Here is a 19,949-nt window from a genome sequence, read left to right as displayed (position 1 = left end):
GGTTGCCGGTCAGTCCATGGCCGCCGAGGGGCGGGGGGTCTCCCCGCCGGCCGCGGCCTGGACCTCGCGGGCCGGGGGGCGGCTCCTGGCCGTCGCCGGGACGGGGCAGGCCGACTCGGCTTTCGGCTGCGGCAGCGGCAGGGTGAAGCTGAAGGTGCTGCCATGGCCCGGGGTGCTTTCGACCCAGATCTCGCCGCCATGGGATTTGACGATCTTGCCGGCAATGGCCAGACCCAGGCCCGACCCCTTCTCGATGCCCGGCACCCGGTAGAAGGCCTCGAAGATGGACGGGATATGGAGGTCGGCGATGCCGATGCCGGTATCCTGCACCTGGACGAGAAGATCCGTCTCGGACTGGCGGACCGTCACGGTGACGGTGCCCTTTTGCGGGGTGTACTTGACGGCATTGTCGAGAAGATTGGCCAGCACCCGTTGCAGCATGGCCGCATCCGCAGCCAGGACCGGCAATGGCGCCGGCGACAGATCCAGACGGATCCCGATCTCCTTTTCGCTGGCCTTGGCCCGGGCGACCTCCACCTGACCGAGGACCAGGGCCTCGATATCGAGCACGCCCATGGCCGGCTCGTAGTCCCGGGACTGCAGCCGGGAGAGCTCGATGAACTCCGCCAGCATGCCCTCGGCGCTCCGCAGGGCCTCGACGATCGGCAGGACGATGTTGGCGGGCGGGGCGGCCTTGCCGGTGCCGATCCTGGACAGCAGCAGGGTCGCCGGAATGATGGCGTTCTTGATGTCGTGGGCGAACATGGACAGGATGCTGTCCCGCTCCTGGTGCAGCTTCCTGACCTCGCGCAGGTTGCAGCGCAGCTCCTCCAGCATCTTGTGGCGCTCGATGGCGTAGCGGATCGACTTCCTCAACAGGGCGCTGTCCAGCTCTCCCTTGACGATGTAGTCCTGGGCGCCGCTCCGCACCGCGGTTGCCGCGAACCCCTTGTCATCCACGCCGGTCAGGACGATGATCGGCACCTGCGGGATCACCGTGTTCAGGCTGATGAAGGTTTCGATGCCTTGACTGTCCGGCAGTCCGAGGTCGCACAGCACCAGGTCGAAGCGCTCCCGTTGCAGCAGCTCGATCGCCGTCGCCAGCCTCGTCACGTGGCGGATCGCCAGCGGCAGGCCGGTGATCTCGGCCGCGAATTCCTGCACCAGACCGGCATCGGCGGCGTTGTCCTCGATGAGCAGCAGCCGGATCGGCCGCCCGGCCGGCTCTTCCGCCGGTTGGCTGGCCACCAGCTCCGGATGGCTCTGCTCCAGGAGGCCGAACAGCTCGGGATGGGTCTTCTCCAGACACTCGGGACAGATGCCGTGGGAGAAGGAGGCGCCGGTCTGCTCCTCGACATACCTCTCGACCCTCTCCCAGTAGCCCTTGTGGGTGTGAACCTTGCGGCACCAGGCACAGACCGGAATCAGCCCTTCCAGGGTGCGGATCTCCTGGATGCGCCTCTGGCACTCGTTGAGCAGCCGCTGCCGCTCGATGGAGTACTTGAGCAGGCGGATGATGGAATGCCCCTTGGCCCGTCCCTTGATGAGATAATCCTGCGCCCCTTTGCGGACGGCATCCATGGCCATGCCCTGGTTGTCCGCCCCGGCGAGCACCACCACCGGCTGATACGGGAACCGGCTGCGGATCTTGACAAAGGTTTCGATGCCGTTGCTGTCCGGAAGCTTGAGATCCGTGACCACAATGTCGAAGGGCTCGGCGGCCATGCGGGCGAGCGCCGCCGCCAGCCGGTCCGCCCATTGCAGAACGATCGCTTCGTCTTCTGCCTGCAACAGATCCCTCAACAGGCCGGCCTCACTCTGGTCGGACTCCACCAGCAGGACCCGGATCGGCTTGTCCTCGTCCACGCACCGTCCTCCTTGCGCGCCCCGGCACCAACCCTGCCGTCCGGCGGCTGTCTGGCCCAGAGACACAGCAATTCTCATTCCAGCCGCGGGAGCATTCGGTATGATCCGGATCCGGGCGCGGTGGTGGTGGGGATACGCCGCCCGGTGGGCCGGTTGGCACCGCAACGGTTCCGCCCGCCAGGGCGACGCATGCGTCGCCCCTACCCGGCCCGGGGACCGCACGGGCGGTGCGGGCGGCGGGACGACCCACGCGATGGGGAATGGCCGGTGGGGGATATGCCGCCCGGTGGGCCGGTTGGCACCGCAACGGTTCCGGGCACCCCCATCGGACATGGTGGCCCCGCCACGGCCCGCGACCATACGGGCACGGCATGCCGTGCCCCTGCCTGGCCGTGCCCTGGCACGGCACAGGTCTTGCTACGAGGTGGTCATCACCACCTCGTGTCTTGCCGGACCGCCGTTGGCCAGGAGGAGCCATGCCGGAGCTGCCCGATGTCCAGGTCTTCAAGGAGCTCTTCGACGCCACCTGGCTTGACAAGCGGATCGCCGCTGTGCTGCAGTGCGATGGCATGCTCCTGGAAGGCGTCTCGCTCGGAGGGCTGCGCCAGCGCCTGACCGGACACAGCTTCCGCCGCACGGAGCGCCACGGCAAGCACCTCTTCGCCTGCCTGGATGCGGAATCGTGCCTGGTGCTGCAGCTCGGCCCGGGCGGATTCTTAGCCGCCTTCCGGGACGGCGAGAAGGCTCCGGACCACAGCCGGCTCCTGCTGCGCTTCGAGGATGGCCAGCACCTGGCCTATTGTTGCCGCCTTCAGCTGGGCCGGATCAGCCTGGCCGCCAGCGTCGAGGCCTTCATCGCCAGCAGGAATCTCGGCCCCGACGCCCTGGCGCTGTGCAGCGATCAGCAGGCCTTCGCGGCTCGCCTGGCCGGACACCACGGCGCGCTCCGGACCCTGCTCACGAACCAGAAGGTGCTGGCCGGCATCGGCAATGCCTACGCGGACGAGATCCTCTTCCACCTGGGGCTCCACCCCAGGCAGCGGGCCGCTGACCTCCGGCAGGACGAGCGCCGGGAGCTGGCCGCCACCACCAGGCACGTGCTGGAGACCGCCATCGACAACCGGGCCGGCGCCGGCGGCTGGCCGAAAAACTGGCTCATGCCCCGGCGGGAGGACGGCCAGCACTGCCCCTGCTGCTCCGGCACCATCCGGCGCACCACCGTTGCCGGGCGCGACGCCTATTTCTGCTCCTGCCATCAGGATGAAGCCCGGTAGCCGAGCCTGATCACCATGAGAACGTCCCGAGGGAGCCCTATGCCCACCCTTGTCCTGCTCCGCCACGGCCAGAGCACCTGGAACCTCGACAACCGCTTCACCGGCTGGACCGATGTCGATCTGTCGGCCCAGGGCATCGCCGAGGCCCAGCAGGCCGGCCGGATCCTGAAGTCCGAGGGCTTCCGCTTCGATATCGCCTTCACCTCGGTGCTGCGGCGGGCGATCAGGACGCTGTGGCTGGCCCTGGAGGAGATGGATCTCATGTGGCTGCCGGTGGTCAAAAGCTGGCGGCTCAACGAGCGGCACTACGGGGCCCTGCAGGGGCTGAACAAGGCCGAGGTGGCGGCCCGGCACGGTGACGAGCAGGTGCTCACCTGGCGGCGCAGCTACACCACCCGGCCGCCGGGCTTAAGCGATGACGACCCGCGGCTGGCGCTGGACGATCCCCGCTACCGGGAGCTGGGGGACGCCATCCCCCGCACCGAGTCGCTTCAGGACACGGTGGCTCGTTTCATGCCGTTGTGGACCGAGAAGATCGCCCCGGCCATCCGGGATGGCCAGCGGGTCCTGATCGCCGCCCATGGCAACAGCCTGCGGGCCCTGGTCAAGCACCTCGACCGGGTGTCCGACCAGGACATCGTCCAGCTCAACATCCCCACCGGCATTCCCCTCGTCTATGAGCTGGACGAAAGCCTGCAGCCCTGCCGCCACTTCTACCTGGGGGATCCGGAGGCGGTGGCCAAGGCCGCCGCAGCGGTGGCGGCCCAGGCCAGCCAAGGAAACTCGACCATCGAGCAGGTTGCCATGCCCGCGCCGGAAGTCCGCTCTGGTGGCCTCCCATAAGTCCTATAGGTCCTGTAGGTCCCATAAGTCCATGGGAGCCAAAGGACTCATGGGAGTCATGGGACCTGTGGGCTGCCATGTGCGGGGCGCACCCAACCGGGGGCGTACCCACCCGGTGCCGCCGGCCTCGACCGGGCAGCCACGGGGGGCTGCCCCTACCATCCGGAAAGCGTGGCCTCTTCACAACCAGAGGAGCACGGCATGCCACCAGTCCACTGCGTCACCGGTGCCTTCGGCTTTTCCGGCAGCTACATCGCCAAGCGGCTTCTGGCCGCCGGCCTGGCGGTCCAGACCCTCACCGGCTCCCTGGAGCGGGCCAGCCCCTTGCGGCCGGCGGTCAGGGCCTTGCCGTTCCATTTCGACCACTTCGAGCAGCTGGTGCAATCCTTGCGGGGGGTGGCCGTCCTGTACAACACCTACTGGGTCCGGTTCAATTACCGGGACTTCGGCTACGCCCAGGCGGTACGCCATTCCGCCACCCTGCTCGCCGCGGCCAAGGAGGCGGGGGTGGGCCGCATTGTCCAGATCAGCATCACCAACGCGGCCGAGGATTCGCCCCTGGAGTACTTCCGGGGCAAGGCAGAGGTGGAGCGGCTGCTGGCGGAAACCGGCATCCCGTACACCGTGCTGCGGCCGGCGCTTCTCTTCGGGCCGGAGGACATCGTGATCAACAACATCGCCTGGCTCCTCAGGCACCTGCCGGTCTTTCCCCTCTTTGGCCTTGGCCGCTACCGCCTGCGTCCCGTCTTCGTGGACGACCTGGCGGCCCTGGCGGTGGCGCAAGGGGCAGCCGCGGGCCGCGCCGTCATCGATGCCGTGGGCCCGGAGACCTTCTCCTTCCGGGACCTGGTCGCCACCATCGGCCGGGCCATCGGCAAAAACCGGCCCCGGGTCCCGGTGCCGCCGGCTTTGGGCTTTCTCGTCGCCCGGCTGGCCGGCCTTGTGGTGCACGATGTGGTGGTGACTCGGGACGAGATCACGGGCCTTATGCAGGGCCTCCTGGATGTGCCGTCCCCGGCCACCGGCGACACCCGGCTCACCGCCTGGCTGGCCCAGCATGGCGCCACCATCGGCCGCCACTATGCCGGCGAGCTGTCCCGGCGCGACGACCGGCGCTCCCCTTACAGCCGGTATTGAGCCGGCCCCGGGCCGGGGGCGTCCTGCAGGCTCTGCCGCACCGCCGCCGCCTTTTCCTGCAGCAGCTCCCATTCCGCGGCCAGGCTGCGGCGGACGGTGTCCAGAAGATCGGTTTCGTGCCGGTGGCTGGTGGCGCCACTCAGGGTGGTCTCGTACAGGGCCGCCAGCCGGGCGGCGCACCGGGGCCGGGCAAACCGCCGGGCCGCGGACAGGGCAGCCGGCTGCCAGAGCCTCACCGCGCCGCTGTCGAAGGCCGCGGCCATGGCCGAGGCAAAGGCCTCCTCCGGGCTGCCGGCAGGCAGGATGCGACCGTTCTTCCCGTCCTCCACCACGTCACCGACCCCGGAGGCGGCAAGGGCGATCACCGGTACCCCGGCGGCCATGGCCTCCGCCAGCACCAGCCCCTGGGTCTCGGAGTGCGAGGCGAACACAAAAAGATCCATCGCCCGGTAGCAGTCGGCGAGCTCCTGGCCCCGGAGGACGCCCGGCAGGATCAGACGATGGCCGACGCCCCTCGCCTCGCAGATCCGAATGATCTCGTCCCGGCTGTCGCCCGTCCCCGCCACCACAAAGACAAACCCCTCCCGCTCCGCAAGGAAGCGGCTCACTGCGCCAGCGAGAAAGGCCAGGTTCTTCTCCCGGGCCAGGCGGCCCACGTGGCCGATGATGCGCTGGCCGGCGGGGATGCCCATCCGGCGCCGGAAGACCTCCGGCCGCCCGGCCTGGAAGAAATCGAGATCAACGCCGCTGGGCAGCACCTCCACCGGCGCGGTGACACCGCGGCCCTCCAGGAGGGCCTTGATGCTGGTCGATGGCGCGATCACCCGGTGGCAGAGATTGGCGTAGGCGACGGCGAGGTGGATGACAAACCGCTTCATCACCGCGGAATCGAAGGGCACGTAATGGGTGTACCGCTCGTAGAGGGTGTGGTGGGTGAAGACAACGGGCAGGTCCCGGCGGCGGGCGGCGCGCAGCGCGGCGTCTCCCAGCAGGAAGGGGTGGTGGCTGTGGATGATCTCCGGCTGGAAATCATTGATGCGGTCGTCGATCACCCCGGGCAGCGGGATGTGCACCGAAAAGTCGCTGCCGTTGAATCTCTGAATCGCCGTCACTCGGAGGACCTGGTCCGCATCCTCGTTTCGGGGCTGGCCTTCGAAGGTGGGGGCCACCACCAGCACCTGATGCCCCATGGCCCGCAGGTCCTCGGCAAAGGCCGAGACCGAGCGGGCGACGCCGCCGATGTGCGGCAGGAAGGTGTTGGTGAACATGGAGATCCGCATGGCTGTTTCCCGCCCGGCTGAGGGTCACGGGCCAACGTGGGGCTCGAGCTGGCAGCGCCAGTCCGGCTCGCCCATGGCCTGGCAGCCGAATCCCGGAATCGCCACCACCACCTCGGGCCGCCTTGCGCCATACCACTGGGCCGCAAGCCGCACCTCGAGCCGGTCTTGCGGGTGGATGGACACCGTCACCTTGCCAAAGGGGGTGAGGGTGGGGCCAAAAGACAGCGGCTCGCCGGACTCCAGCCACGGGCGCCGGATCCCCCGGCCGATCACCAGCCGCTCCCCTTCCTCGAAGACGAACAGATGGCGCATGAGCATGACCCATTCTGCGGCGGCCCAGCCGTGCTGGCCATCCCCCATGCAGCCGCCCAGGGTGTGGGGGTGGATGGCCTCCGGCCACTGGCCGGTGGGCGAGGCCAGGCCGGCGGCCTTGGCCAGGAGCGGATGGAAGCGCTCGTCACCGGCCCGCAGATAGACCTGGGCCAGCATGAGGGTCATGTAGATGTTGATCCCGGAATGGATCATATCCTGAAAGAAGCAGCCGCGGTAAAGGCAGTTGTCCCAGAGAAAGTCGGCCGTGGCCAGAAGGCGGGGATCCCCGGCCGGAAAGAGCTGGAGCGGGTAGTCGGCCACCAGCGCCCCGATGGCGCCGGAATCCATGCGCCGGTTGGGCGACACCGGGATGGCCCCCCTCGTTCCCGGCTGACGGCATCAAGGCTGGCGGCCAGACAGCCTTGAAGATCCGCGGCCACGGCGGCAAGGTGCCGGCCCTCCTGGGCCCGGCCGCAACTGTCGAGGGTCGCGGCCGCCCCGGCAAGCCCGGCCAGGGCCCAGAAATCGTCCCAGTAGTAATAGTCGTTGGGTCCGAAATGCTCGGCGCTGAAGCCAGGGGGGAGCAGACCGTGGTGCCTGGCGTCGCCGGCGGCCTTCACCCGCTTGGCCTCGATCCACTGGCCGCCACGCCAGATGGCGTCCAGCCACTGCGGGCTGAGGTCGCCGCCGGTGAGCAGCCGGTAGCGGTTACAGAGCCAGAGGACCTGACCGTTGGCATCCCATTCCCCGGCCTGGGAATGGAAGAAGCCGTCCTTCTTCTGCCGTGCCGGGAAGCGGTCCAGCTGCCGGCGGCACAGGTCGGCCAGGCCAATGGCCACAAGCGGATGCAGCATGAGGCAGGCATCCCGGAACCAGAAGCGCTTGTAGGTATACGGGCCAGGCACGATATCGCCGGCCGCCAGATGGATGAGGGTGCGGACCGCGGTGTCGTAGAGGCCTTGGAGGCGGGCGTCGGGCAGGTGCAGGCTGGCTGCCGGCTGCACGGCCTCGGGCCAGCGCCGGGAGCGGCGGGCTGCCGCCGGCGGCGGGGGCAGCTCCACCCGGACCGTCACCTCCTGGCCCTCCTGGCCGCCGGACACGGGAAAGAGGGCGGCGGCGGTGACCATGCCGATCCGGCACTGGCGGGAGCGGCCGCGCTCCTCCTCTTGGAGCCGGCTCGCCACGTCGGCATGCTGATAATCGGAGAAGAGCATCCTGGCGGCGGGCCGGTCGAACCATACCCTGACTCTGCCGTTCACCAGCCAGCCGGCAGCCTCCCGCAGGGCCTCGGCGGTCTCGATGAACTGCACCCCCTCGGGGTTGAAAGGCCGCAAGGCTACCACCAGCCAGCCAGGGGCAGCCGTGGCGGCCCGGACCGTCACCAGGGGGCGGCCCGAGGACTCCTGGTCGAGCCAGACGCTGGTGATAAGCCGGCGGTCCGCCGGCCCGCACTCGGTCACCACCCGGCGGTTGTCGTCATCCACCAGGCGCTGCCGGGCGTGCTCCAGCCGGGAAGGAAACAGGGTGACACCGTCTGCCCCCTGAAGCCAGCAGTCGATGGACCAGCCGTCATCCAGGGGCGTCACCAGGCCGCGGGGATCGACAATGGGGTAGAGGGCCAGATCCGGCAGGCCGATGGCTGTCCAGTTGCGGTGGGTCAGATTGATGTGGGAGAAGGAGAAGGCCCGGGGAATGAACGAGGGGTCGGCCGGGTTGAACTGCCGCACGATCCAGTACGGCCAGACCCAGTCCAGGTTGTGCTGGATGGCCCGGGTGTTCAGGAGGCCCCGGGCATGGAAGACCATGCCGGCCCGCAGCAGCTCCACCGGCTCCTGCACCTCGGAAGGCTGGGCAAAGCTCCGGAGCTGGGCCAGAACGCCTACGGGGTCGATGAAGCCGTACCGCCGAGCCGCCAGGCGCAGGAAGGTCTTCCAGGGAACGAGACGGGTGAGCAAGAAGGGCCGCCAGCGCTGTCCCGCCGTCCCGAGCCCAGGGCATGGGCAGGGCCCGGGCGGCGGGGGCTGCCTTGTCAGCAGCACTCCTGCATGACGTAGTGCTCGCCTTCGACGGGCACAAACTGGATGGTGTCCAGCTTGGGCAGGCCGGCAATCTTCCAGGCCTTCTCCGGATTGATGAAGGCCTCGTTGATGCATCCCTTGCCCTCGTGGATCTGATGGCAGACCGTCTGCAGGATCGGAAAGGCCGCGAACTTGAGGTAGTAGTCGCGCATGAAGCGGATGATCGCCAGCTGCCGGTCATCCAGGCCTTCGTAGCCTTCCCTCCTGGCCAACTCCCGGGCGACCTCCTCGTTCCACTGGTCGGTCCTCTGCATGAAGCCGTTCTCGTCGATCTCGATGGCTTGGCCAGCGATCTGCAATGTGCTCATGGTCATCTCCCTTGTAGCTGTCTGGGCGTAGAGGTTATGCTGATCCGCTGTCATCGGATGGCGATTGCCGTGCTGCTCTCCCACAGGCCGTGGATATTGCAATAGGAGGTGGCAAACAGGGTGCCGGAGGCCTTGAGGGTCAGGGCAAAGCGCACCCGATGATCGGTGTGCACCGGCCCGGTATCCGCGCCTTCCGTGGATTCGCCATGGGCCGTGAAGGCAAACTCCCCCACCTGATAGGCAAACTTGCCGCCTTCCGGCAGAAAGAAGACCTGGATCCAGCGGATGTGGTGGCCGGTGGTATTGGGATGGGCGATGTCCTTGCCCACCTGCACCGACACCTCGAAGGGCACATCAGGCCCCACGACGGCCGGCGCCTCGATCACCGGCACATGTTTTTCCTTCTTCCAGTCATCATGATGATAAAGCTCGCCGATGCCGGTCATCGTGACTCCTCCTTCCGGGATGGAATGATCATGGGGAGGCGCATGCCCACGGAACGTTGCAGGAAGCGTTCTCGAAGAAGAAACGATTCAAATTCCATGCCACGCCGGGTGACCAGGAGTGGCACCAAAAGTGCAGAAACAACTGGTTGGATGTCATAGCCGGTGAAAACGCCGGAAGTCCGCCGGGGTGGCTTGCCAATAAGTCCCATGGGTCCCATGGGTCATGGGAGCTATGGGAATCATGGGAGCTATGGGATCTGTGGGCTGCCAGCGCAGCCAACTGGGTGAAACGCCGGAAGGCCGCCGGGGTGGCTTCCCATAGGTCCTATAGGTCCTATAGGTCCCATGGCTCCATGGGCGCCATGGAATGATGCGCAGGGCGCGGCCAACTACAACGCAACCCATCTCAGCGGCTGTCGCCTCCACCGACTATCCAGGGCCAACCGCAGGCCGTCCTGTTGCACAGGATGCGGTCCTGCACCAAAGGACCAGGAGGAGCACGAATGTCCGAGCCCCAGCCCGACATCCACCTGCTGTCTGTGGAGGACAACTACGCCGATTTCCTGCTGTTGCGGGAGATGTTGGCGGACGAGAGCCAGCCGGTCTACGAGATGGAGCACACGCCCACCCTGGCCGCCGGCCTCGACCGCCTGCAGCAAGGGGGGGTGGACGTGGTGCTGCTGGATCTCGGCCTGCCGGACAGCCGCGGCCTCGACACCTTCCTGCGGGCCAAGAAGGAGGCCGGGGACCTGCCGATCATCGTGATGACCGGGGCGGACGACCTGGAGCTGGCCCTGCGGGCGGTGCAGCAGGGGGCGCAGGACTACCTGGTGAAGGGCAAGATCAGCCCGTCCGTCCTGGTGCGGGCGATCCGCTACGCCATCGAACGGGCCAAGCTCGTGCAGAGCCTGCACGAGGCCCTCGATCAGCTGCGGACCCTCAAGGGGCTCATCCCCATCTGCGCCTCCTGCAAAAAGATCCGCCAGGACGACGGCCTGTGGGTGCAGCTGGAGGCGTACTTCCGCCGCCATGCCGGGGTGGATTTCTCCCACGGCATCTGCAAGGAGTGCGCCCTCGAGCTGTACCCGGAGCTGATGGCCGCTCGCCAGGCCGAGGGCGAGAAGAAGGGCGATCCGCCGGCAGGACACCGCAGACGGTAGGGAGGACCCGCGGGTCCGGTCATGCCGGATCCGGGATGGAAAAGAAGAAGGTGGCCCCCTCCCCGGGGGTTGATTCGAGCCAGATCTCGCCGCCGTGGTTCTGGACGATCCTCCGGCACAGCGCCAGTCCGATGCCGGTGCCAGGATAGTCCTCCTGCCGGTGCAGCCGCTGGAAAACCTGAAAGATCCGCTGGCGGTGCTTGGGGTCGATGCCGATACCGTTGTCCCGGACGCTTGTGACCACGCCCTGGTCGTTACGCTGGCAGCCGATGTGGATCGCCGGCTTGCGGCCAGGGGCGGCGAACTTGATGCCATTGGCCACCAGATTCTGGAGCACCAGGCTGAGCTGGGAGGCAATGCCGGTCACCGGCAGCAGCTCGTCGCAGGTGACCTCGGCCCCGGCTTCGTCGATCTGGGCCGAAAGCTGGCTCAGCACCTCGTCCAGAAGCAGATTCATGTCCACCGAAGCCGGCGCCAGGTCGGTGCGGCGGAGCCTGGTGAGCTGCAGGAGGTCGTCGATCAGCCGCTCGAGCCGGGCCGCGCCCTGGCGGGCGAAATCCAGGAACTGCCGGGCCTTGGGCTCCAGCCCCTCACCGTAGCGGCGGACGTAAAGGTCCAGGTAGCCGGCGATGGAGCGCAGCGGCTCCTTGAGATCGTGGGAGACGACATACCCCAGCTCGCCAAGATCCTCGTTGCTCTTCTCCAGCCGGCTCACCATGCTCTCCAGGCGCTTCTTCTCGTCGAGGATCGCGGACAGGTCGTGGAGAACAGTGGACAGGTAGCGCACCTCGCCCTGCGGATCCTTCCGGGCGATGACCAGCTGGGCGCAGGGGATCTCGCGACCGTCGGCAGCGAGCACCGCGGTCTCGCCCTGCCAGACGCCATCACGGATCGCGGCCGGGATCCCCTCCTCGCTCAAGAGCCGCTGCACCCATGGCGGCTGGTGTCTGTCCACTGTCTCGCCCGCCAGCGGGGCATCCGGCGCGATGCCCGCCATCCGCCGCGCCGCCTGGTTGAGGTAGACGATCTGGCCGTCCGGGGTCGCGCACCCGACCATATGCGGCGTCTGCTCCAGGATGAAGGCCAGCTGGGTAAGCCGTTCCACCTCCCTCTTCAGCTCGGTCACCTCCCGCCAGGCGAGAATGCCGCCGGAGATGCCGCCGGCCGCGTCCCGCAGCGGGGCCGCGCTGCACAGGATCGGGATGTCCCGGCCATCCGGGGTCTTCATGACCAGGGCCTGGTTGTCGGTGGTCTCGCCGGCGGTGATGGCCCGGGCCAGGGGCATCCTTTCGATGGCCAGGGGTGTCTTCCCGTCCTCCTGGAAGAGCCGCCAGTGCGCCACCTGCTGCAGTACGCTGGCGTCCTTGAGAAACGCTTCCTCCTGGCCGGTCATGCGCACGCCATGGGCGCTGATCATCCGAATGCGCATGTCCGGGGCCTCCGCGACCGCAATCCCTTCCGGAATCGAGGTCATGATCGCCTCCAGGAGCCGATCCCGCTCTTCCAGCCGGGAAAGGGTCTCTTTGTCCCCGGTGATATCCACCGCCAGAAAAAAGCAGCCGCACGCCGCCTGGCCGCAGGCAACGTCTGGCACCAGTACGGCGCGATGGAGGCGCGGGCCGTCCTGTCGGTGGCACAGCTCGAGCTCGAAGTCCTGCCGCTCGCCGGCGAGGGCGGCGGCGACCCGGGGCTGCAGCACCCGGTAGGCTTCGTCGTCCAGCGCCTCCCGGAGTGTGGCGCCGGCCATCTCCTGGGGCGCCTTGCCGGTATAGTCCTCATGGCCACGGCTGGCGAAGAGATAGCGCTCGTCCCGGTCGATGGAGGCAATCAGGGCCGGGATGGCATCCAGCGTCTGATAGACCCGCAGGCGGCTCCGGGAGATGACATCCTCCAGCTGCTGGCGGCTGCTGATGTCGCGCAGATGGACCCAGAGGCCGCCGTCCTTGTTCCCACTGTCGCCGGTCGAAAGGGCGTAGAGCTCCACCATCCCGTGGCCGCCATCCTTCCTGAGCACCTGGAGGCAGCAGACCGGCGGCGTCCCCTTCCGGAGAGCATCCGTGAGCTGACCGGCGGCCTCCTCCTGTTGCGAATCCGGCGCCAGGAACGCGACGAGGGGCCGGCCCACCAGCTCATCGGCCGGGTAGCCCAGCATCCTGGCCAGGGCCGGGTTGGCGGTGCGGATGGCACCGGCCTGGTCGATCTGGCAGATGCCGTCGGGGTTGTTGTCCACCAGCCGCCGGTAGGCCAGCTGGCTGGCCTCAAGCCTTTCTTCCGCGGCCTTGAGCTGGCTGACGTTGGCGAAGGTCACCACCACCCCGCGGATGCGCTGCTCCTGGTCCCGGTACGGCAGGATCCGGCGCAGGTACCACATGCCGCCATCCCCCGACACCTCCTTCTCCTCGGTTGCCAGCGTGTCCAGCACCCGCCGGCAGGCGACGAGAAGATCCGGGTCGATGCGCTTGTAGTCGAGATCGGCCAACGGCCGGCTGCAGTCGGTGGGCAACAGGCTGAAGATGGTCGCCGCAGCCGCGGTGAAGCGCTTGATCCGCAGCTCCTCATCCAGAAAGAGGCAGGCGATCTGGGTGGAGCGCATGAGGTTGTCCAGATCGGCATGGGCCTCTTCCAGATCCTGGATCTTCCCGGCCAGCTGGGCGTTGAGGGTGGTGAGCTCCTCGTTGATGGACTGCAGCTCCTCCTTCGAGGTCTCCAGCTCCTCGTTCGATGACTGGAGCTCCTCGTTCATGGACAGGATCTCCTCGTTGGAGCTGCGCAGCTCCTCGTTGGAGGTCTCCAGGTCCCCGATGGTGGCGTGCAGCTCCTCTTCCAGCTGCTTGACCACCGACTCCACGTCGCCCTCGCAGGGCTGCCGCCCCTCGATGTCGGCTTGCGGCCGCTCCTCGTCCTCGAAGGTCACCAGGAGCAGTCCCTCGGCCTGATGCGGCCGCTGGAAGGGCAGCACCGTGATCCTCACCGGCTGGTAGCGGTCTCCGAGACGGAGGCGGACGCCGGCGGCCACGATCTCCTGCTCGGAGTCGGCCGCCTGCTGCACCGCGCCGCGCAGCCTGGTCTTCAGCCCCTCTCTGGCCATGTCCAGGATATTGGTCGTCGGTTCCCCCGCCGGCTGGACCAGGTACTTTTCATGGCTGCCATGAAAATAGAGTGCCCTTCCCTTGCGGTCGATGAGCACCGACGCCGGCACATAGCGCTCCAGAAGGACGCGGCGGGCGGTCTCGGCAAGCTTGAAGGTGCCGGCGACCGCCGGCGTCTGAAGCTCCTGGCCGAAGAGCTGCCCGGTCTCCTCCCGCGGCGAGGGCAGCTGCAGGGCATTGACCGCGATCGCGCTGCCGATCCTCTTGTAGAGCCGCCATTTCTTCGACACGGTCCTGAACAGGTGCTGGGCCTGGGAGGTGGTCTCGCTGGGGCCAAGGAAGAGAAAGCCTCCTTCCCGCAGGGCGAAATGGAACAGCGGCAGGATGCGCTGTTGCACCTCGGTGTCCAGGTAGATGAGCAGATTCCGGCAGCAGATGAGATCGAGCCGCGAGAACGGCGGATCAGCGATCAGATTGTGCAGCGCGAAGATCACCGATTCCCGCAGCCGCTTCTTGACCCGAAAGGCCCCCTCCTGCTGGTCGAAGAAGCGGCTGAGCCTTTTGGCGTCGACCTCGTTCTCGATGTTCCGGGAATAGGATCCCTGGCGGGCAATCTCCAGGGCCTCCTGGTCCACGTCGGTGGCGAAGATCTGCACCACCCGGCTCTGGCCGGCACCTTCGAGGTACTCGTGGAAAAGGATGGCCAGGGAGTATGCCTCCTCGCCGGTGGCGCAGCCGGCGATCCAGGCCCGCACCGGCTCTTCCTTTTCCGGCCGCTCAAAAAGCCGGGGGATGACCTCGGCCTCGAGCTGCTGCCACGCCTCCTGGTCCCGGAACCAGCTGGTGACGTTGATGAGGAGGTCCTTTTTCAGAAGATCGATCTCCTGGGGGGTGGTGCGCAAGAAATCGAGGTATTCCTGCAAGCCCTCCAGCCGGTTGATGCTGAGCCGCCGGAGGATCCTGCGAAACAGGGTGGTCTTCTTGTAGCCGCGGAAATCGTGCTTGGTTCGGAAGCGCAAAAGAGAGAGCACCTCGTTCAAGGCGGCCTTCTCTTGCACAGACAGCTCCCGGGTCGCCTCGACGCGGTTGAGCAGGGGATGCCGGAGGTAGTCGACGATGGCCGCCGGCATCTCTTCCACCGCCAGGACATGGTCCACAAGACCGGTGGCGATGGCGCTCCTGGGCATGGAGTCGTGGAGGGCGGTGGCCGGATCCTGGGCCATGACCATGCCGCCCAGCTCCTTGACCGTCTTGAGGCCCAGGGCGCCGTCCGATGCCGTGCCGGTGAGGATGACGGCCACGGCCTGCTCCCGGCGCTCCTCGCCCAGGGAATGGAAGAAGTGGTCGATGGGCAGCCGCGTGCCGCGGACGAGGACCGGCTTGTCAACCCGGAACCTGTTGCCTTGCAGCGCCAAATAGGCGTTGGGCGGAATGACGTAGACCGTGTCCGGCTCCACCGCCAACCGGTGCTCGGCCTGGACGACCGTAAGCCCGGTACGTTTGGCGAACAGCTCCTCCAGCCCTCCCTGGTATCGGGGGTCCCGGTGGACGACCAGAACGATGGCAAAGCCGCGGGACGGAGGCATGGCCTCCAGGAGCCGGCTGATCGCCTCGATGCCACCGGCCGAGGCACCGACCCCCACCACCGGCACCAGGTGTGGGGAGGCCGCCGGGGCAACCTCCTCCGGCGGGGGAGGGCCGCTTCCCTTCCGGGCGACCTTCTCCCCCCCCGCCGTCGTCCTGCCACCCTTCTTCTCCTTGCGCTCCATCCTGGATCCTCCGGCAGCCGCAGTCTTGTCTGTTGGCCCATCCCCGGAATGGTGCAGCCAGAGCCTGCAGTTGCAGCAGGCTAATGGGGGGGGAAGATCTCCTTGCTCCTGGTTGTTCATACCAGACGCCCCGGATGTTCGGCAAGGCGGAAGAGCAGCGCCGTTGTCGGGTCAGCAGGCAATCCTGCCAGCCAGGACGACATCCTGCCATCCAGGACAGGGCCGCAGCAGCCGTTGGGGTGGCGCCGTTCCATCGGATGCCGCGTCCGGTGCCGGTTCACTTCCCGCCCCGGCCTCACAGGTCCTGAAGGACGTATACGACCTGTGCCCTTTCAAGAAACAACCGCCACCAGAGAGGACTTCCGGCGTTGCACCCCGTTGGGTGCGCCCCGCGCATGGCAGCTCACTGGCCCAGGGGAGCCCTGGCGGCCATGCCCGCGGCCTGGCATGTGTCTTGCTCGGCAAGACAGCGGGAGGTCAGGACTATGCACGAGGAGGAGAACAGATGCGTCGTCCGGCGAGGCGCCGGGATCGACGGAGCGAAAATCATGCTCTTCAAGGATCGCAAGGAGGTCGGAGCGCGGCTGGCCCAGGTCCTGCGGCCCCAGGCCCCGGCCCGAGACAGTCTGGTGGTGGCTCTGTCCCGCGGCGGCCTGCTGGTCGCGCACGAGGTGGCGCAGGCCCTGGGGGCACGCCTGGAGCCCTTTCTGGTCCAGATGCTGGAGCGGCCCAGGCTTGCCCAGCAGGCCTTCGGCGCCATCGCCCTTGCGGCCAGCCAGGACATCGGGGAAGAGATGAGGAAGGTGCAGCGCTGGGCGGTCTGGCCGGCGAGAACCGGCCCCCCGGCCCGGCCGGCGCCCGGCATCCTGGACAAGTGGGTCATCCTGGCCGACGACGGCACCGCCACGCTCACCACCATGCGTGCCGCGGCCACGGCGCTCAGGTGGGGAAGGCCCCGGCGGCTGACCATGGCCTTGCCGGCGATCACGCCGCAGGCGCAGGAAGCCCTGGAGGCCGAGGCCGACGAGATCGTCACGCTCGTCAGCCCGCACCTGGCCGAAGGCCTGGGGGCCTGGTACGAGGACTACACCCTGCCGGACGACCTGACCATGACCGCGCTTCTTGCCGAGGCGGATCAGTGGTTGAACTGAGAAGGCAGCGAATGTCGAAGGAGATCCCAACAATCATCAACAAGGAGCTGACCATGAAACGAGCCGGTTTATCGACCATTGCAGTTGTCGGTTGCCTCCTGGTGGTGACCAGCACCGGAGAGGCTGGGTCGGAAAAAAAGGCAGGCCACGCCGAGGAGTTCGCCGGCTCGGAATCCTGCCGGACGTGCCATGCCGAGGAATACGAAAGCTGGAAGGAATCGTGGCACAGCAAGATCATCAGGCCGAAAAAAGGCGCCATCCTGAAGGAGGCGGTGGAGAAATGGGGCGGCGACGGCACCAACCCCGGCCCGACCACCGGTAATGTCTCGGGCAAGACCTACACCTTCGACGATGTCCAATACGTGGTTGGCTCCCGCTGGAAACAGCGTTACCTGGTGAAGAACGAGCAGTCCGGCGGCCTCCAGTTTCTCAACATGCAGTTCAACCGCGCGAGCCTCATGTGGGAAAAATACGGCCAGAAAAACGACTGGGACAGCATGTGCGCCACCTGTCATACCACCGGCTACCGTATCCTGGAGTATGACGAAAAGGCCGGCCGGACCGTCAAGAGCGACTTTGTCGAAATGGGGGTCGGTTGCGAGGCCTGCCATGGCCCCGGGGCCCGCCATGTCGAGTCGAAGAAGGAGATGGACATCTTCAACCCGGCCCGCCTGGACGTCCAAGCGCAGTCCAAGGTTTGCGGCTACTGCCATATCCGCCTCGAGAACGAGCGGTGGAAATCGGCCCAGGGCAACCCACGCGAGGACTTCCCGGCCCCCAAGGTTGGCGAGACCCACAGGCCAGGCGACGACTGGACCACATGGTATCCCGAGGAGGTCATCATTCCCGGGGTCCAGGAGCAACACCCCTTTGACGCAGAATACCAGGGGGACCTGAAGGGAATGTTCAAGGTCGACGAGATCTCCAAGGCCAGCGGAGTCTACGAGGAAGCCAAGCATCACCAGGAATACCAGGGCTTCATCCAGTCGGCCCATTATCAGAAGGCCAAGATGTCGTGCATCACCTGCCACTCACCCCACGCCGGCAAGGGCAAGATCAAGAAAGTGTCAAAGGATGCCTGCGGCAGCTGCCACGATGCCACCTTCACGGTGGAAGCATACATGCCCAACACCGGCAAGACCGCCGACAACCTGTTCGTGCGCAGCCATACCTTCGTCAAGAGCCCGCGCAAGGGTGGGCCAGGCGCCGCCGAACTGGGCACGCCACACTATTACGAATAGCAAGGCCGGCGCAAGGCGGGGTACTTCGGTCCTGCCAGCGGGTGAGGGGGGGCGACGCATGCGTCGCCCCTTCTACGGGAGGATCATGCCGACGCCGTCGGGAATCGCGGGGGCGGGCGACGCCGGTGTCCGGCGCGGCTCCCCACCGCTGCAAGACGTAGCGGGGGCGACGCAGGCGTCGCCCTGCAGACGGCCCATGGCCGGGCTCGTTGGGGCTTGGCTGCCCGCGCTGACGAAACCGCATCGGCGGGGAGTCTGATCGGAGCTCATGCGGTCTCGAGGCCGTAGAGGTCGCGCAGGCAGTCCGGACAGATCTCGTCCTTGACGTCCGAGCCGCTCCTTTTGCTCCGGAAGGCCTCGACAGTCATCCATTCGTCGCCGGCACTATGAATCCTCCGGCAGTTCCGGCACACCGGCAACAGCCCCTGCAGCACCTCGATCTCATCCAGAGCCTTGGCCAGATCGGCCAGGAGGCTGTCCTGCTGCCGGATAATCCGCTTGCGCTCCACGGCGTAGCGCATGGCACGGCTGAGCAGGGTGGGGGTAAGCAGGCCCTTTTCCAGGTAGTCCTGGGCCCCGAAGCGGACCGCCTGGATGGCGACCTGGTCGTCGGTAAGGCCGGTGAGCACCACGATGACCACGGCCGGGAAGCGGCCGATCAGGGTGCGCACCGTCTGCAGGCCGGTAGAGTCCGGCAGGCTCAGGTCCAGAAGAACGATATCCCAGGCAGTGCCGTCGAGGGCCGCGATGGCCTCCGCCATGGTCGGGACATCGTTGACGGTAAAGTGCACGGCATCGCTTTCGGACAGGTATTCCTTGATCAACTGCGCGTCCTGGGGATTGTCCTCGACCAGCAGCACCGACAGCTCTTCCACGCCCTCACCTCGAAAATCGTTCTGGATGTTTTCAGCCTGGCGCTATATAACCTGTCCAAGCCCTGCCTTCCAGAACAAACGTTCCTTCCGGCACCAATGCCCCGACATGATCAACCCCAGCCTTGGCCCTGCCTCATGCTCAGGGAATTCCGGCAACTGGTCAGGAAGTCCGCCTGCGCTGCAGGTCCTCCGACACCGGGGGGGCCAGGCCATGCCCTCTGATCCCGGCACTGCTGCCAGGGTTCTGGTCGTCGACCGCGACGCCTCGTTCTTCGGCACCTTCTCCCCTGTTGCCGCCAGCCAGGGCTTCACCACCGAGCTGGCCCTCAGCGCCAGCGAAGGCCTCGACAGGATCGGCGCCAGCGCCTACGACATCGTCTTCCTGCGGGAAGGCCTGCCGGACCTGCACGTCCGGGAGGCCATTGCCCGGATCAGGAAGACCGTCCCTGGCCCCAGCGTCCTGGTGCTCGGCCAGGAAGACAGCACCAGTGCCATCGAGCGCCTGCTGGAAGACGGCGTCTGGGACTATCTCCTGGAAACCGAGTCCCCGCAAACAATCCTGTCGATATGCAAAAATGTGGTCAACCATCGCCGGAGCCTGGCACGGGGCGCGGGGCTGCCTGCAACCGCTGCCGCGGCCGGCAAGGATGACAGCATCATCGGGCGCAGCCGGGAGATCCAGCAATGTCTCGACCTGGTGGCCAAGGCTGCCCCGTCGGAAGCCAACGTGCTCATCTGCGGCGAGTCCGGGACCGGCAAGGAGCTCTTTGCCCGGGCAGTCCACAACCTGAGCAACCGGGCGGACCGCAAGCTGGTGGTGGTCGATTGCGCCGCCCTGCCGGACAATCTCGCCGAGAGCATCCTGTTCGGCCATGTCAAAGGGGCGTTCACCGGTGCGGACCGGAGCCAGGAGGGACTGGTCCGGGAGGCGGATGGCGGCACCCTGTTCCTGGATGAGATCGGCGAGCTGCCTTTGGAGATCCAGAAGAAGTTCCTGCGGGTTCTGCAGGAGCGGCAAGTGCGCCCCATCGGCGGCAAGACGGTGATCCGGGTCGATTTCCGCCTGGTGGCCGCCACCAACAAGGATCTCGACGCCCTGGTGGGAAGAGACCTCTTCCGC

General features: G+C 67.1%; 15 protein-coding genes. 7 read left to right on the top strand and 8 right to left on the bottom strand.

What is annotated here, in order from left to right:
• Window positions 1-9: 9 nt before the first annotated feature.
• Window positions 10-1,866: a response regulator gene (locus AB1634_06480; GenBank protein ID MEW6219169.1), complete on the bottom strand. Its 1,857-nt coding sequence runs from the start codon at window positions 1,864-1,866 to the stop codon at window positions 10-12.
• A gap of 476 nt (window positions 1,867-2,342) precedes the next feature.
• Here AB1634_06480 and AB1634_06475 point away from each other — a divergent pair, with 476 nt between their 5' ends.
• The 3 genes from AB1634_06475 (at window position 2,343) to AB1634_06465 (ending at window position 5,120) form a co-directional block, all read left to right on the top strand.
• Complete coding sequence (locus tag AB1634_06475) at window positions 2,343-3,140, top strand: DNA-formamidopyrimidine glycosylase family protein (GenBank protein MEW6219168.1); 798 nt, start codon at window positions 2,343-2,345, stop codon at window positions 3,138-3,140.
• Between the two features lie 39 nt (window positions 3,141-3,179).
• On the top strand, window positions 3,180-3,983 hold the full coding sequence (gene gpmA / locus AB1634_06470; protein MEW6219167.1) for a 2,3-diphosphoglycerate-dependent phosphoglycerate mutase: 804 nt from the start codon (window positions 3,180-3,182) through the stop codon (window positions 3,981-3,983).
• A gap of 201 nt (window positions 3,984-4,184) precedes the next feature.
• Entirely contained in the window at window positions 4,185-5,120 is a 936-nt protein-coding gene (locus AB1634_06465; protein ID MEW6219166.1) for an NAD(P)H-binding protein, read from the top strand.
• Here the strand turns inward: AB1634_06465 and AB1634_06460 are convergent.
• The 5 genes from AB1634_06460 to AB1634_06440 form a co-directional block, all read right to left on the bottom strand.
• Window positions 5,105-6,400, bottom strand: coding sequence for a glycosyltransferase (locus AB1634_06460; GenBank protein MEW6219165.1), 1,296 nt, complete (start codon window positions 6,398-6,400; stop codon window positions 5,105-5,107). The two genes, AB1634_06465 and AB1634_06460, sit on opposite strands and share 16 nt — an antisense overlap.
• Before the next feature lie 24 nt (window positions 6,401-6,424).
• Window positions 6,425-6,925, bottom strand: coding sequence for a hypothetical protein (locus tag AB1634_06455; GenBank protein ID MEW6219164.1), 501 nt, complete (start codon window positions 6,923-6,925; stop codon window positions 6,425-6,427).
• Window positions 6,922-8,667, bottom strand: coding sequence for a hypothetical protein (locus AB1634_06450; protein MEW6219163.1), 1,746 nt, complete (start codon window positions 8,665-8,667; stop codon window positions 6,922-6,924). The genes AB1634_06455 and AB1634_06450 overlap by 4 nt, the downstream gene beginning before the upstream one ends.
• Window positions 8,668-8,741: 74 nt before the next feature.
• Window positions 8,742-9,098 carry a TusE/DsrC/DsvC family sulfur relay protein gene (locus tag AB1634_06445; GenBank protein ID MEW6219162.1) on the bottom strand — a complete coding sequence of 119 codons (357 nt, stop codon included), beginning with the start codon at window positions 9,096-9,098 and terminating at the stop codon, window positions 8,742-8,744.
• 50 nt (window positions 9,099-9,148) lie between these two features.
• Entirely contained in the window at window positions 9,149-9,544 is a 396-nt protein-coding gene (locus AB1634_06440) for a class II SORL domain-containing protein (GenBank protein MEW6219161.1), read from the bottom strand.
• 503 nt (window positions 9,545-10,047) lie between these two features.
• Between AB1634_06440 and AB1634_06435 the strand changes: the two genes are divergently transcribed.
• Window positions 10,048-10,704, top strand: coding sequence for a response regulator (locus AB1634_06435; protein MEW6219160.1), 657 nt, complete (start codon window positions 10,048-10,050; stop codon window positions 10,702-10,704).
• 19 nt (window positions 10,705-10,723) lie between these two features.
• Here the strand turns inward: AB1634_06435 and AB1634_06430 are convergent, their stop codons facing one another.
• Complete coding sequence (locus AB1634_06430) at window positions 10,724-15,562, bottom strand: CheR family methyltransferase (protein ID MEW6219159.1); 4,839 nt, start codon at window positions 15,560-15,562, stop codon at window positions 10,724-10,726.
• A 548-nt stretch (window positions 15,563-16,110) separates the two neighbouring features.
• Between AB1634_06430 and AB1634_06425 the strand changes: the two genes are divergently transcribed.
• Together AB1634_06425 and AB1634_06420 are read left to right on the top strand one after the other, a co-directional pair.
• Window positions 16,111-16,713 carry a phosphoribosyltransferase family protein gene (locus AB1634_06425; protein MEW6219158.1) on the top strand — a complete coding sequence of 201 codons (603 nt, stop codon included), beginning with the start codon at window positions 16,111-16,113 and terminating at the stop codon, window positions 16,711-16,713.
• An 11-nt stretch (window positions 16,714-16,724) separates the two neighbouring features.
• Window positions 16,725-17,954, top strand: coding sequence for a multiheme c-type cytochrome (locus AB1634_06420; GenBank protein MEW6219157.1), 1,230 nt, complete (start codon window positions 16,725-16,727; stop codon window positions 17,952-17,954).
• Window positions 17,955-18,220: 266 nt separating this feature from the next.
• On the opposite strand, the gene AB1634_06415 is transcribed toward AB1634_06420, so the two are convergent.
• Window positions 18,221-18,829 (bottom strand): response regulator, encoded by a 609-nt coding sequence (locus AB1634_06415; GenBank protein ID MEW6219156.1) that lies wholly within the window; start codon window positions 18,827-18,829, stop codon window positions 18,221-18,223.
• A 211-nt stretch (window positions 18,830-19,040) separates the two neighbouring features.
• Here AB1634_06415 and AB1634_06410 point away from each other — a divergent pair.
• The coding region (locus tag AB1634_06410; protein ID MEW6219155.1) for a sigma-54-dependent Fis family transcriptional regulator at window positions 19,041-19,949 on the top strand (909 nt) is incomplete at its 3' end.

The organism is Thermodesulfobacteriota bacterium, assembly GCA_040755095.1.
In the GTDB taxonomy this organism is placed as follows: Bacteria; Desulfobacterota; Desulfobulbia; order Desulfobulbales; family JBFMBH01; genus JBFMBH01.
This window is presented reverse-complemented; position numbering and strand designations above follow the sequence as displayed.

Bases quoted from the DNA above. Each gene is read 5' to 3' on its own strand.
- AB1634_06475 (MEW6219168.1), top strand. From the start codon at position 2,343: ATGCCGGAGCTGCCCGATGTCCAGGTCTTCAAGGAGCTCTTCGACGCC.
- gpmA (MEW6219167.1), top strand. From the start codon at position 3,180: ATGCCCACCCTTGTCCTGCTCCGCCACGGCCAGAGCACCTGGAACCTC.
- AB1634_06465 (MEW6219166.1), top strand. From the start codon at position 4,185: ATGCCACCAGTCCACTGCGTCACCGGTGCCTTCGGCTTTTCCGGCAGC.
- AB1634_06460 (MEW6219165.1), bottom strand. From the start codon at position 6,400: ATGCGGATCTCCATGTTCACCAACACCTTCCTGCCGCACATCGGCGGC.
- AB1634_06455 (MEW6219164.1), bottom strand. From the start codon at position 6,925: ATGATCCATTCCGGGATCAACATCTACATGACCCTCATGCTGGCCCAG.
- AB1634_06445 (MEW6219162.1), bottom strand. From the start codon at position 9,098: ATGAGCACATTGCAGATCGCTGGCCAAGCCATCGAGATCGACGAGAAC.
- AB1634_06440 (MEW6219161.1), bottom strand. From the start codon at position 9,544: ATGACCGGCATCGGCGAGCTTTATCATCATGATGACTGGAAGAAGGAA.
- AB1634_06435 (MEW6219160.1), top strand. From the start codon at position 10,048: ATGTCCGAGCCCCAGCCCGACATCCACCTGCTGTCTGTGGAGGACAAC.
- AB1634_06430 (MEW6219159.1), bottom strand. From the start codon at position 15,562: ATGGAGCGCAAGGAGAAGAAGGGTGGCAGGACGACGGCGGGGGGGGAG.
- AB1634_06425 (MEW6219158.1), top strand. From the start codon at position 16,111: ATGCTCTTCAAGGATCGCAAGGAGGTCGGAGCGCGGCTGGCCCAGGTC.
- AB1634_06420 (MEW6219157.1), top strand. From the start codon at position 16,725: ATGTCGAAGGAGATCCCAACAATCATCAACAAGGAGCTGACCATGAAA.